Here is a 12,677-nt window from a genome sequence, read left to right on the forward strand (position 1 = left end):
GATGAAAAAATATATAAAAGCTGCAGTTACACTGCTTGTCTTATTGGTTGTTTATTTTTTATTTCAACCTGTTTTAGTTCATAATTTTGGGTGGAAACCTTTTCCGAAGAATCTAAAATCATTAGAAAATAAAGTTTTAAAATTACAAGTTGATAAAATATTTTCCACTGAATATCTAAAATTGAAAACACCTGCTTTGTCTATTTCCATTAGAAAAAATGATTCAGTTTTATTTAATAAAACGTTAGGTTTTGCAGATATAGAAAACAAAATTAAAGCAACTTCTCAAACTAAATTTAGAATTGGTAGTGTATCTAAAGCGTTAACTTCTGGTGGTTTAGGAGTTCTTCTTCAAAACAATAAATTAAAGTTAAACACAAGTGTAAACGATTTATTTTCAGATAAATATCAGAAATTATCAAATTTAACGATACAAGAATTAGCTTCACATACTTCTGGAATTCGTAATTACGAAACTTGTTTTTGTTTCCCTATTTGGGAATATTATAACAATAATAAATATGAATCTGTTGAAGAATCTGTAACTATTTTTGCAGAAGATAATTTACTTTTTAAACCAAGTACAGCATTTAGTTATAGTTCTTATAACTTTACATTATTAAGTTTATTAATGGAAAAGTCTTCTAATAAGAATTTTACTTCATTTATGAATGAAGAAGTATTTACTCCTTTAAAAATGACAAATACTTCTAATAATGAAAAAGACAATATTGCAGTGTTTTATCAATTAGAAAATGATGAGTTTAAAAAGGTTTTTAAGATAAATAATTCTAATAAAATTGCTGGTGGAGGATTTGTTTCGACGCCAAACGATTTAACGAAATTTGGAAGTGCAATTTTAAATAATAAATTATTTAATAAGGAAGTTCAACAACAACTATTTACGCCTATTAAATTATTAAATGGTGAAATAAATAAACAAAATTATGGTTTAGGCTGGCGAATTGATGAGACTTCAAAAATATTTGAACGTAATAGAAAGGTACAAATTATACATCATGGTGGAGTTGCAATGGGTTCAACTGCTTTTTTACTATTGTTGCCAGAATACAATATTTCAGCAGCAATTGTAATGAATTCAAATACTAATAAAGGAGCACAAAAATTATCAAAAATATTATATAAAATAATTAATGAACTTACTCATGATGATAAGGTTCATTCTTTAAAATTGTAAAACCTCTGTATAATTGTTCCACAATAAATAGACGAATCATTTGATGGGAAAATGTCATTTTTGATAATGATATTTTTCCTATTGATTTTTTATAAACCGCATCAGAAAAACCATAAGGTCCGCCAATTACCAAAACCAATTGCTTTATTCCGGAGTTCATTTTTTTTTGTAAATACTTACTGAATTCAATAGAAGTAAAATGTTTTCCTTTATCATCTAGCAAAACCAACTGATCTGTATTTTGTAATTTAGACAAAATTAAATCTCCTTCTTTTTCTTTTTGTTGCGCTTCACTTAAATTCTTCACGTTTTTAATATCCGGAATTATCTCTAATTCGAACTTTATATAATGTTTCAATCGGTTTTGATATTCATCAATTAAAGCCATTAATTGTTTGTTATCTGTTTTACCGATTGCAAGAAGTTTAATTTTCATGTTGCAAAATTATGAATTATGAATTACGAATTACTATTTTTACATCAGAATAAATTTATAGCATGATAACAGAAGCGCAATTTAAAAATGAATTAGATTTAATTATAAAAAATGCAATTAGAGAAGACATAGGTGATGGAGACCATACATCACTTTCTTGTATTCCTGAAGATGCTGAAGGAAAAGCAAAGTTGCTAGTAAAAGATGAAGGAATTATTGCTGGAGTTGAGTTTGCAAAACAAGTTTTCTCTTATGTAGATAAAGATTTAGAAGTAGAAACTTTTATAAATGATGGAGATAAAGTAAAATATGGCGATATCGTTTTTCATGTTTCTGGGAAATCTCAATCTATTTTAATGGCAGAACGTTTGGTTTTAAATGCCATGCAAAGAATGTCTGCAATTGCTACAAAAACAGCTTTTTTTGCTGATTTACTAAAAGGCACAAAAACGAAAGTTTTAGATACTAGAAAAACTACTCCCGGAATTAGAGCTTTAGAAAAATGGGCTGTAAAAATTGGAGGTGGAGAAAACCATCGTTTTGCATTGTATGATATGGTTATGATTAAAGATAATCATATTGATTTTGCTGGCGGAATTACTGCTGCAATTACAAAAACAAAGAATTATTTAGCAGAAAAAAATATTGATATTAAGATAATTGTAGAAGCAAGAAGTTTAGAAGAAATTAAAGAAATTCTTTCTAATAAAGGTGTTTACAGAATTCTAATTGATAACTTTAATTATAAAGATACTAAAAAAGCCGTGGCTTTAATTGGTGATATTTGTTTGACAGAATCTTCTGGTGGTATTAACGAAGACACCATTAGAAAATATGCTGATTGTGGAGTAGATTTTATTTCTTCTGGCGCATTAACACACTCTGTTTATAATCTTGATTTAAGTTTAAAAGCAATTTAAAATTAGTTGCAGAGTATCAAAGTTAAAAATAGTTTCCAGGTCTGATTTTTTAACTTTGCCACTTTTAAAGAAAATAAATGATAGAAAACTATTTCGAAAGCGAAGAATATTTAAAAGTTGATTTCACAAAAACGAAAATCAAGAAAGGAGAATATGACAATTGTACATTTACAAATTGTAATTTCGAAAATGTACACGCTTCTAATATTCAGTTTGTTGAGTGTGAATTTATAAATTGTAATTTCAGTAATTCCATTGTAAAAGATACAGCTTTTAAAGAAGTGAATTTTATAAATTGTAAAATGATAGGAGTGAAATTCAATGAATGCGATCCATTTTTATTACAGTTTTCGTTTAAAAATTGTCAATTAAATTTTAGTTCTTTTTATCAATTAAAAATTCAAACTACAAAGTTTGAAAATTGCAATTTGCAAGAAGTAGATTTTACAGAAACTATTTTAACGAATTCAATTTTTGATTCTTGTGATTTAAAATTGACTATTTTTGATAGAACAAATCTTGAAAAAACAGATTTTAGAACCACTTTTAATTTTGAAATCAATCCTGAAGAAAACAAGTTAAAAGGAGCAAAATTTAGTAAAGATAATGTTGTTGGTTTATTAAGTAAGTATAGTCTTGTAATAGAGTGACAAAGAGGCAAAGAGGCAAAGAGACAAAGAGACAAAGAGACAAAGAGACAAAGAGACAAAGTTTAAAATAGTTAAGAAATTATACTTTGCAACTTTGTAACTAATTTTAGCTTTGTTACTAATAAAAAGAAAGAGCAAGTAATGAAAACGTTTAGGGATTTATTGGTTTGGCAGAAATCTATGAGTTTTGTAACAGAAGTTTATAAAGCTTCTAAATCATTTCCAAAGGAAGAAACATTTGGGTTAACTTCTCAATTAAGAAGATCTTCAGTTTCAATCCCGAGTAATATTTCTGAAGGCTATGGAAGAGAAGGATTGAAAGATTATCTTCGTTTTCTAAATATTGCAATTGCATCACTTTTTGAATTACAAACTCAATTAGAAATTGCTTTTAATTTAGAATATATTAAAAAAGAAAAGTTTGATGAATTGTATGAGTTATCAAGAGAAATTGAAAGAATGTTATCAAGTTTTATAAGAAGTATAAAATCAAAAAGAAACTAACTTAAAACTTTACAACAATGACACTTTGTTACTTTGATACTATATTTAACTTTGTAACTCAAGTAAATGAGTAAAGAAATAGAAGAAAAGCTAGAAAAAATACCAATTGTAAATGTTTTGGTAAAGTTTGGGAAAAAAATTAAAATTCCCGGGTTAGAAGGTATGTCTTTATATGACGTACTCGAAATGTACATTATTGGTATTGTTGAAGGTGCATTAACAACTAGAGCTGGCGGAATTGCTTTTAGTTTCTTCATGGCAGTTTTTCCTTTTATGCTGTTTATTTTAACCTTAATTCCGTACATTCCAATAGAAGGTTTTCAAGATGGATTGTTTTCTTTTATTCAAGAAATTTTACCACCACAAACCTTTGAAGCTGTAAATACAGTTTTGGGAGATATTATTAATAATCAATATGGTGGTTTGCTTTCTTTTGGTTTTTTACTATCTATTTTTTTAATGACAAATGGTGTAAATGCTATTTTTGGAGGTTTTGAATATTCTTACCATATAACTGATGTTAGAAATGTTTTTAAATCTTATTTTGTCTCTTTAGGTGTTTCTTTATTAATGTCATTATTCTTAATAGTAACAATAACTTCACTTATTTTATATCAATTTGCATTGTCTAAAATTGATGAAAATGGATGGTTAAATACAAGTGATTTAAACTTATTCTATTTAGGGAAAAACGCAGTTTTTCTAGTGATGATTTTTACAATTGTTTCTCTACTTTTTAGATACGGAACAAAGCAAGGAAAAGAAACAAAATTCTTTTCTGCAGGTGCAATTTTAACAACAGTTGTATCTTTATTTACATTTTATTTATTCGGAATTTATGTTGTTAAATTCGCACAATACAATCAATTATATGGTTCTATTGGTACACTTTTAATTTTAATGTTATTTGTATGGTTGAATGCCATAATTCTCTTATTAGGTTTTGAATTGAACGCTTCTTTATATAGTTTAAGACATCAAAATAAAACCTTTACAACACCTAAAAAAGTATAATTTTTCACGATATTTGTCCGCGCAGCGGAATTAAGTATCTCACTCTTGTAGAAATTTAATTTTTTTGCATAGTTTGTCATTCCTGCGAAGGCAGGAATCCAAAAATAGTTTACTGCAATCAATTTGCCAATTTATAGATTCCTGCCTATGCAGGAATGACAGAAATAAGAAATATAGAAACAAGAATGAAGCCAAGCATACCAAAAGGAACCAGAGATTTTTCGCCAACAGAAGTTGCAAATCGTACCTACATAATGAACACGATTAAAACTGCTTTCGAAACTTTTGGATTTGCGCCAATTGAAACACCAAGTTTTGAAAACTCATCAACCTTAATGGGTAAATATGGAGAGGAAGGCGATCGACTGATTTTTAAGATTTTAAATTCTGGTGATTATTTAGCAAAAGCTGATGAAAAATTATTATCAGAGAAAGACAGTTTAAAAGTTACTTCTCAAATATCAGAAAAAGCGTTACGTTATGATCTAACTGTACCATTTGCACGTTACGTTGTACAACATCAAAACGATATTACATTTCCTTTTAAAAGATACCAAGTACAACCAGTTTGGAGAGCAGACAGACCGCAAAAAGGGCGTTTTAGAGAGTTTTTTCAATGTGATGCAGATGTTGTTGGTAGCAAGTCTTTATGGCAAGAAGTAGAGTTTGTTCAACTATATGATACTGTTTTTACCAAATTAGGTTTAGTAGGAACAACAATCAAAATTAACAACAGAAAAATATTATCTGGAATCGCAGAAGTTATTGGTGCACAAGATAAATTAATCGATTTTACAGTCGCTTTAGATAAGTTAGATAAAATTGGTAAAGAAGGTGTTGTAAAAGAAATGTTAGCAAAAGGAATTACCGAAGATGCAATAGAAAAAGTAGCACCTTTGTTTAGTTTTAATGGTTCTAATTTAGAGAAGTTGGCATCTTTAGAAAGTATGTTGCAAACTTCCGAAGAAGGAACAAGTGGAGTAGAAGAGTTGCGTTTTGTAATTAATTCTATTGAAGAATTAGGTCTAGAAACTGCCGCTTTAGAAGTAGATGTAACTTTAGCAAGAGGTCTAAATTATTATACAGGCGCTATTTTTGAAGTATCAGCACCAGAAACCGTTAAAATGGGCTCTATTGGTGGTGGTGGAAGATATGATGATTTAACAGGAATCTTTGGTTTAAAAGATGTTTCTGGAGTTGGTATTTCTTTTGGATTAGATAGAATTTATTTGGTTTTAGAAGAATTAGGTTTGTTTAAAGAGGTTACGTTACCAAAACCAAAAGTTATTTTCTTAAATTTTGATGCATCTACAGATGTTTTAAAAATGAAAGCAATTAAGAGTTTGCGAGAAAATAATATAAAAAGTGAGTTTTATCCTGATTTAGGTGAAAGTAATAAAGCACAAAAACGACAATGGAAATACGTTACTACTAGAGAAATAGAATTTGTTGTTTCTTCTATAGAAAACGATATTTTTACTTTAAAAGATAGGGCTTCTGGAGAGCAAACAAATTGCTCTTTATCAGAATTAATAGAAAAATTAAAATAATACGTTGCAAACACGTAAATTTGCACTTTAATAAAGAATGAAATGTTTGAATTGAGCAGCAAAATGAATGACGAAAGAAGTGAAGAATTAGGAGAAGATCACATTGGTACATCAGCCAAAACTCCATTAAGAGCAGATGCTTTTGATATTTCTGACGAAGAAAAAATTAATAGAATCCAAGAAAGTGTTAAAGATATTTTAACCACTTTAGGGATGGATTTAACAGATGATAGTTTACAAGGAACTCCAAAAAGAGTTGCAAAAGCATTTGTAAATGAGATATTTATGGGGTTAAATCCTAAAAATAAGCCAAAAGCATCTACGTTTGACAATAATTACAATTATGGTGAAATGTTGGTAGAAAAAAACATTATTGTGTATTCTACTTGCGAACATCATTTATTACCAATTATAGGTAGAGCACATGTTGCTTATATTTCTGACGGTAAAGTAATTGGGTTATCTAAAATGAATAGAATTGTAGAGTATTTTGCAAAAAGACCTCAAGTACAAGAGCGATTAACAATGCAGGTTGTACAAGCAATGCAAGAAGCTTTAGGTACGCAAGATGTTGCTTGTGTTATAGATGCAAAACATTTATGTGTAAATTCTAGAGGAATTAAAGATATAGAAAGTTCTACAGTAACTGCAGAATTTGGTGGTAAATTTAAAGATAGAGATAGAAAACGTGAGTTTTTAGATTATCTAAAAATGGAAACTAATTTCGATTAAATCTAAATTTATTTAGAATCTTATTTTATATAAATAACCGTTTAGAGTTTCTCTAAACGGTTATTTGTTTTCTGTCATTCCAGTGAAAGTAGGCGTAACAAGTTGGGTTAAAGACAATAACCAATTGTTAAGTTAAAAACATTAACAATTAAATGTAAATCACCTAAAAAAGTTTTTTCTCTTTTATGTTTAGTATAAAGTTCTTCAAAGAAATTAAGACCTGCTTTAAAAAATATTGGACTTTCAGATTGATATTCGGGACAAGTTTGTGTGGTTTATTATTAATTTACCAAAACCCATTCTCCTTTTTCAATTAAAGGAATTGCTTGTTTATATTTTACTTCTTTTTGTTCGCCACTCATTACATTTTTAATTGTAACTCGTTCGTTTCTACCAACTTTAGGTTGCTCGCGTACAATAGTTTCAACAGGTTCTTGTTGTTGTCTTGAGTTCTGTATTGCTTGTTCTGTTGAGTTTTGTACATCTGCTTTAGACGTATTTAAACTTTGTTTTTTTTGACTTCTTGCTTCAGAAATTTGAGATCGATCTTGTGCTGGTAATTCTCCTTTAAATAAGAATGATAATACTTCTTTGTTTATTTCATCAACAGTGATTTTAAACAATTCAAAAGCTTCGAATTTATAAATTAATAAAGGATCTTTTTGTTCGTAAGATGCATTTTGTACAGAATGCTTTAATTCATCCATTTTACGTAAATGCTCTTTCCAGTTTTCATCAATAATAGCTAACGTAATGTTCTTTTCGAAATCTGTAACCAACGTTTTCCCTTCACTTTCATACGCTTCTTTTAAGTTAGTAACAACTTGTAAAGATTTTGTACCATCAGTAAAAGGAACTACAATACGCTCATATTTGTCGCCTTCATTTTCAAAAACATCTTTAATTACCGGAAACGCTAAAACTGCATTTCTTTCAATTTTGTTTTTATAGTGTTCAACAACAATATCGTATAATTTTTCTGCTAATTCTTTTTCAGTAAACTTTTCAAATTCTTCTTCAGAAAAAGGAGAAGTCATTGAAGAGAATTTTATCAATTCAAATTCAAAATTCTGAAAATCTTTTACTGCTTTATTACTATTAATAATAGATTCACAAGTATCATAAATCATATTTGCAATATCTACTTGCAAACGTTTACCATCTAAAGCATTACGCCTTCTTTTATAAACAAACTCACGTTGAGCGTTCATAATGTCATCATATTCTAACAAACGTTTACGAATACCAAAGTTATTTTCTTCAACTTTCTTTTGTGCTCTTTCAATAGATTTAGAAATCATAGAATGCTGAATTACTTCACCATCTTTTAAGCCCATTCTGTCCATCATTTTTGCAATTCTATCAGAACCAAAAAGACGCATTAAATTATCATCTAAAGCAACGTAAAATTGAGTTGACCCAACATCACCTTGTCTACCTGCACGACCTCTTAACTGTCTATCCACACGTCTAGAATCATGTCTTTCTGTACCAATAATTGCCAAACCACCAGCATCTTTTACTTCTTCTGTAAGCTTAATATCTGTACCACGACCTGCCATATTTGTTGCAATTGTTACAATACCAGGTTTACCAGCTTCTGCAACAACATCAGCTTCACGTTTGTGTAATTTTGCATTTAAAATATTATGAGGAATTTTACGCATTTGTAACATTCTACCTAATAATTCTGATATTTCTACAGAAGTTGTACCAACTAAAACAGGTCTTTTTTCTTCAACTAATTTTACAATATCTTCAATAACTGCATTGTATTTTTCACGAGCAGTTTTGTAAACTAAATCTTCTTTATCATCTCTTTGAATTGGCTTATTAGTAGGAATTTCTACAACATCTAATTTGTAAATTTCCCATAATTCACCAGCTTCAGTAATCGCTGTACCTGTCATACCAGACAGTTTTCTGTACATTCTAAAATAATTCTGTAAAGTTACTGTTGCAAAAGTTTGCGTTGCATCTTCAATCTTACAGTTTTCTTTTGCTTCAATTGCTTGATGTAATCCGTCAGAATAACGACGACCGTCCATAATACGTCCAGTCTGCTCATCAACAATCATTACTTTATTTTCCATAACAACATACTCAACATCTTTTTCAAAAACAGTGTATGCTTTTAAAAGTTGATTCATTGTATGAATACGTTCACTTTTTATGCTAAAATCTTTATACAATTCATCTTTTTGAACAGCTTTTTCTTCGGAAGTTGTATCAGCTTTATCAATTTCTCCAATTATTACACCAATATCTGGTAAAACAAAGAATCCTTCGTTTTCTGTTTTTTCTGATAAATGAGCAATTCCTTTATCTGTTAAATCAATTTGATTATTTTTCTCTTCAATAACAAACCATAATGCTTCGTCTACTTCTGGCATCAACTTGTTGTTGTCTGCCATATAATAATTTTCTGTCTTTTGAAGCAATTGCTTGTTTCCTTCTAAAGATAAAAACTTAATTAATGCTTTGTTTTTTGGTAAACCTCTGTAAACTCTTAATAATTGAAAACCACCTTCTTTGGTATCACCATCAGCAATTAGTTTTTTTGCTTCTGCTAAAACACCAATTAAAAATTTACTTTGTATACCAACTAGGTCATTTACTAATGGTTTTAGTTCATTAAACTCATGTCTGTCTCCTTGTGGTACAGGACCAGAAATAATTAATGGTGTTCTTGCATCATCAATTAAAACAGAATCTACTTCATCAATTATCGCATAATTTGGTGGACGTTGCACTAAATCGTCTTTAGAACTCGCCATATTATCACGTAAATAATCGAAACCGAATTCGTTATTTGTTCCGTAAGTGATGTCTGCATTATATGCTTTTCTTCTTTCGTCTGAATTTGGTTGGTGGTAGTCGATACAATCTGTAGAAAAACCATGAAACTCAAAAATTGGTCCCATCCAAGCTTTATCACGTTTTGCTAAATAATCATTTACGGTTACTAAATGAACTCCATTTCCTGTTAATGCATTTAAGTAAACAGGTAGCGTAGAAACTAGTGTTTTACCTTCACCTGTCATCATTTCTGCAACTTTACCTTGGTGTAAAACAGAACCACCAATTAATTGAACATCATAATGAATCATGTCCCAAGTAACAGGTTTCCCGGCAGCATCCCATGAATTTGCCCAGAAAGCTTTATCACCTTCTAAAACTATATGATCTCTTTCTCCAGACAGTTCTCTATCAAAAGGAGTTGCGGTTACTTCAATTTCTTTGTTTTCTACAAAACGTTTTGCAGTTTCTTTAACTACAGCAAATGCTTCTGGCATAATCTGCAATAATGTCTCTTCAGATACTTTATACGCTTCATCTTTTAAAGCATCTATTTCTGTATAAATATCTTCTTGTCTGTCGATATCTGCAGTTATAGCTTCTTCTTCTAAAGAAGTAATCTTATCATTAAATTCTTTTGTAGCAGATTTAATTCGCTCTTTAAATTCTATAGTTTTAGCCCTTAAATCATCATTAGATAATTTAGAAAATGCAGATTCAAATTTATTGACATCATCTACTATTGGTTGTAAAATTTTTAAATCTTTTTGCTGTTTATCACCCACAAAAAGTTTAATTACAGAATTTAATATGCTCATTTGTATATATTTTTATTAGCAACAAATAGTTTGTTACTTTATTTTATTATAAATCAAGAGTTTAATTCTTGAGTTTTTTATCAAAAAATTATTCAAGTAAAACAAAAAAAAGCCTCGTTAGAGACTTTTTATATTGTTTTAGTGTTTTAATATTCATCTTCGTTCCAAAGATAATCATCTTCGGTTGGGTAATCTGGCCAAATCTCAACGATTGAGTCATACGAATCGCCTTCGTCTTCAATATCTTGTAGGTTTTCTACTACTTCTAAAGGAGCTCCGGTTCTAATAGCGTAATCTATTAATTCGTCTTTGGTTGCTGGCCAAGGCGCATCTGCTAAATAAGATGCTAATTCTAATGTCCAATACATTTCTTAATGTTTAATTTTGTGCAAAAATAATTTTTTTGCTGAATTATGCAAGTCTTTTTTAAGAAATTTATTGTGAAGTAAATTTATTTTTTTATTATCTACTCAAAATCAATTGTTTATATGATAAATAAAATTTTTAATTTTCTTCTAATCGATAAAAAAAGAACTTATGATTTTTTTTCAGGAATCCATTTGATTTCCTCTACTGATAAGTCTTTAGACAACTTTCGTGCCAACGTAAAAAGATAGTCAGAAAGTCGGTTTAAGTATTTTAATATGTCATTGTTTATGTTTTCTTGGTCGTTTAATTCTACAGAAAGACGTTCTGCTCGCCTACAAACACATCTTGCTACGTGACAGAATGACACTGCTTGATGACCACCAGGAAGTATAAAATGAGTCATTTGAGGAAGTTCTGCATCCATCTTATCGATTTCATTTTCTAAAAAAAGAATTGAGTCTTCATCAATTTTAGGAATATTCAAACGTTCTTTTCCATTTTTTAAAGTTTCTTTTTCTGGTGGAGTTGCCAACATTGCGCCTAAAGTAAATAATTCGTTCTGAATTTTTAATAAAGATTCTTTAATAGCGTAACTTATTTCTTGATCTTTAATTAAACCTATATAAGAATTCAATTCGTCTACATTCCCGTAACTTTCTATGCGTAAATTATATTTTTTTACTCTTGTTCCTCCAAAAAGTGCAGTTGTACCAGTATCACCAGTTTTTGTGTATATTTTCATTTTTTTAATAGTTGCAAAGTTAGAAAGTATCAAAGTTACAAAGTTTAAGAATTCTGTGGATAACCACTTATACGATTTAACACTTAAACTTTTAGACTCTTATTTTAAAATGTTCTTTTGCTTGTTCATTTCTTAAAAATACAATTCCAAAATAAAAAACATCTACAGTTACTGTAACTTTTGGGTGTGCTTTTATTTCTAACCAAGTTTCTTTCATTTCTTTACTCCAATATATATCATCAAAAACCCAAACAGAGTTGTTGTTTATAGTTTGTAAGCAAGTTTCAAAATATTCTAAAGTTGCTTTTTTTGTATGATTTCCGTCAAAATATATGAAATCGAATTTATTATTAATTACGGCTTTAGGAAGTGTTTCTTTAAAATCACCTGAATGAACATCAATGCTTTTGAAATTGTTTTTGATGAATAATTCTTGTGCAATAGTACTAGTTTCTGAACAACCTTCTAGTGTTGTGATTTTAGTGTTGTTATTTCCTATTTTTATAGCTGATGTTCCTAAACCTAAAGATGTACCAATTTCTAAAACACTTTTAGGTTGAAAGAAGTGTACTAAACGAATTAATAATTTAGCTTTCTTATTAGAAATCCCTGCAACTTTAGCAATCTTTGAAACTTCTCTTTCATCGTTTTTAAAAACTTTAGAACCAGAACCAAAATCTGTGACTTTTATACTTTTTTTGTTGTCTAATAAATGATATCTAATTTTTAAGAAAGAATTCCAAAAATTATGATCTGTTTTTTTATAAAAACATTTAGTAACAAGTTGATAAACAAAAGGAGAGTGCACTCCATGTTGATTACTAGATTTTAATAAAAATTTTATGTATTCTATTTGTTGGTATAACATTCTTTGAAATGAAGAACGAAAATAAAATAAAATTATAGGAAACCACTTATAAAAAGTATATTTGTCCTTACTCTATT

Annotated in this window: 12 protein-coding genes; 7 read left to right on the top strand and 5 right to left on the bottom strand. The window is 28.9% G+C overall.

Translation table 11 applies throughout. From position 1 onward, the window contains the following. The first annotated feature begins 1 nt into the window (after position 1). On the top strand, positions 2-1,198 hold the full coding sequence (locus tag V3V28_RS04115) for a serine hydrolase domain-containing protein (RefSeq protein ID WP_331363761.1): 1,197 nt from the start codon (positions 2-4) through the stop codon (positions 1,196-1,198). Here the strand turns inward: V3V28_RS04115 and rlmH are convergent. Next, positions 1,161-1,634, bottom strand: a complete 474-nt coding sequence (gene rlmH / locus V3V28_RS04120; protein WP_331363762.1) for a 23S rRNA (pseudouridine(1915)-N(3))-methyltransferase RlmH — start codon at positions 1,632-1,634, stop codon at positions 1,161-1,163. The genes V3V28_RS04115 and rlmH overlap by 38 nt on opposite strands. A 62-nt stretch (positions 1,635-1,696) precedes the next feature. On the opposite strand from rlmH, the gene nadC reads away from it, so the two are divergent. The 6 genes from nadC (at position 1,697) to folE (ending at position 7,004) form a co-directional block, all read left to right on the top strand. Then, a complete protein-coding gene (gene nadC, locus V3V28_RS04125; protein ID WP_331363763.1) occupies positions 1,697-2,554 on the top strand; it encodes a carboxylating nicotinate-nucleotide diphosphorylase in 858 nt (285 codons plus the stop codon). Between the two features lie 77 nt (positions 2,555-2,631). Next, positions 2,632-3,204 (top strand): pentapeptide repeat-containing protein, encoded by a 573-nt coding sequence (locus tag V3V28_RS04130; protein WP_331363764.1) that lies wholly within the window; start codon positions 2,632-2,634, stop codon positions 3,202-3,204. A 141-nt stretch (positions 3,205-3,345) separates the two neighbouring features. Further along, positions 3,346-3,708, top strand: a complete 363-nt coding sequence (locus V3V28_RS04135) for a four helix bundle protein (RefSeq protein WP_331363765.1) — start codon at positions 3,346-3,348, stop codon at positions 3,706-3,708. 66 nt (positions 3,709-3,774) lie between these two features. Beyond that, the gene (locus V3V28_RS04140) at positions 3,775-4,722 is read left to right on the top strand and encodes a YihY/virulence factor BrkB family protein (protein ID WP_331363766.1); all 948 of its coding nucleotides are present in this window, start codon (positions 3,775-3,777) and stop codon (positions 4,720-4,722) included. Between the two features lie 185 nt (positions 4,723-4,907). Continuing rightward, positions 4,908-6,272, top strand: a complete 1,365-nt coding sequence (hisS, locus tag V3V28_RS04145; RefSeq protein WP_331363819.1) for a histidine--tRNA ligase — start codon at positions 4,908-4,910, stop codon at positions 6,270-6,272. A gap of 63 nt (positions 6,273-6,335) precedes the next feature. Further along, positions 6,336-7,004, top strand: a complete 669-nt coding sequence (folE, locus tag V3V28_RS04150) for a GTP cyclohydrolase I FolE (RefSeq protein ID WP_442957517.1) — start codon at positions 6,336-6,338, stop codon at positions 7,002-7,004. Positions 7,005-7,285: 281 nt separating this feature from the next. On the opposite strand, the gene secA is transcribed toward folE, so the two are convergent. From secA to V3V28_RS04170, 4 genes are all read right to left on the bottom strand, one after another. Further along, positions 7,286-10,621: a preprotein translocase subunit SecA gene (gene secA, locus V3V28_RS04155; protein ID WP_331363768.1), complete on the bottom strand. Its 3,336-nt coding sequence runs from the start codon at positions 10,619-10,621 to the stop codon at positions 7,286-7,288. Between the two features lie 146 nt (positions 10,622-10,767). Continuing rightward, a complete protein-coding gene (locus tag V3V28_RS04160; protein ID WP_265724938.1) occupies positions 10,768-10,989 on the bottom strand; it encodes a DUF2795 domain-containing protein in 222 nt (73 codons plus the stop codon). Positions 10,990-11,156: 167 nt separating this feature from the next. Then, on the bottom strand, positions 11,157-11,732 hold the full coding sequence (locus V3V28_RS04165; RefSeq protein ID WP_331363769.1) for a cob(I)yrinic acid a,c-diamide adenosyltransferase: 576 nt from the start codon (positions 11,730-11,732) through the stop codon (positions 11,157-11,159). A gap of 91 nt (positions 11,733-11,823) precedes the next feature. Then, entirely contained in the window at positions 11,824-12,600 is a 777-nt protein-coding gene (locus V3V28_RS04170; RefSeq protein ID WP_331363770.1) for an O-methyltransferase, read from the bottom strand. Positions 12,601-12,677 lie beyond the last annotated feature (77 nt).

The organism is Polaribacter sp. (assembly GCF_036480315.1).
GTDB lineage: Bacteria > Bacteroidota > Bacteroidia > Flavobacteriales > Flavobacteriaceae > Polaribacter.

Coding starts and splice junctions, on each gene's coding strand:
- folE (WP_442957517.1), top strand. CDS start 6,336: ATGAATGACGAAAGAAGTGAAGAATTAGGAGAAGATCACATTGGTACA.
- secA (WP_331363768.1), bottom strand. CDS start 10,621: ATGAGCATATTAAATTCTGTAATTAAACTTTTTGTGGGTGATAAACAG.
- V3V28_RS04170 (WP_331363770.1), bottom strand. CDS start 12,600: ATGTTATACCAACAAATAGAATACATAAAATTTTTATTAAAATCTAGT.
- hisS (WP_331363819.1), top strand. CDS start 4,908: ATGAAGCCAAGCATACCAAAAGGAACCAGAGATTTTTCGCCAACAGAA.
- V3V28_RS04165 (WP_331363769.1), bottom strand. CDS start 11,732: ATGAAAATATACACAAAAACTGGTGATACTGGTACAACTGCACTTTTT.
- V3V28_RS04115 (WP_331363761.1), top strand. CDS start 2: ATGAAAAAATATATAAAAGCTGCAGTTACACTGCTTGTCTTATTGGTT.
- rlmH (WP_331363762.1), bottom strand. CDS start 1,634: ATGAAAATTAAACTTCTTGCAATCGGTAAAACAGATAACAAACAATTA.
- V3V28_RS04130 (WP_331363764.1), top strand. CDS start 2,632: ATGATAGAAAACTATTTCGAAAGCGAAGAATATTTAAAAGTTGATTTC.
- V3V28_RS04140 (WP_331363766.1), top strand. CDS start 3,775: ATGAGTAAAGAAATAGAAGAAAAGCTAGAAAAAATACCAATTGTAAAT.
- nadC (WP_331363763.1), top strand. CDS start 1,697: ATGATAACAGAAGCGCAATTTAAAAATGAATTAGATTTAATTATAAAA.
- V3V28_RS04135 (WP_331363765.1), top strand. CDS start 3,346: ATGAAAACGTTTAGGGATTTATTGGTTTGGCAGAAATCTATGAGTTTT.
- V3V28_RS04160 (WP_265724938.1), bottom strand. CDS start 10,989: ATGTATTGGACATTAGAATTAGCATCTTATTTAGCAGATGCGCCTTGG.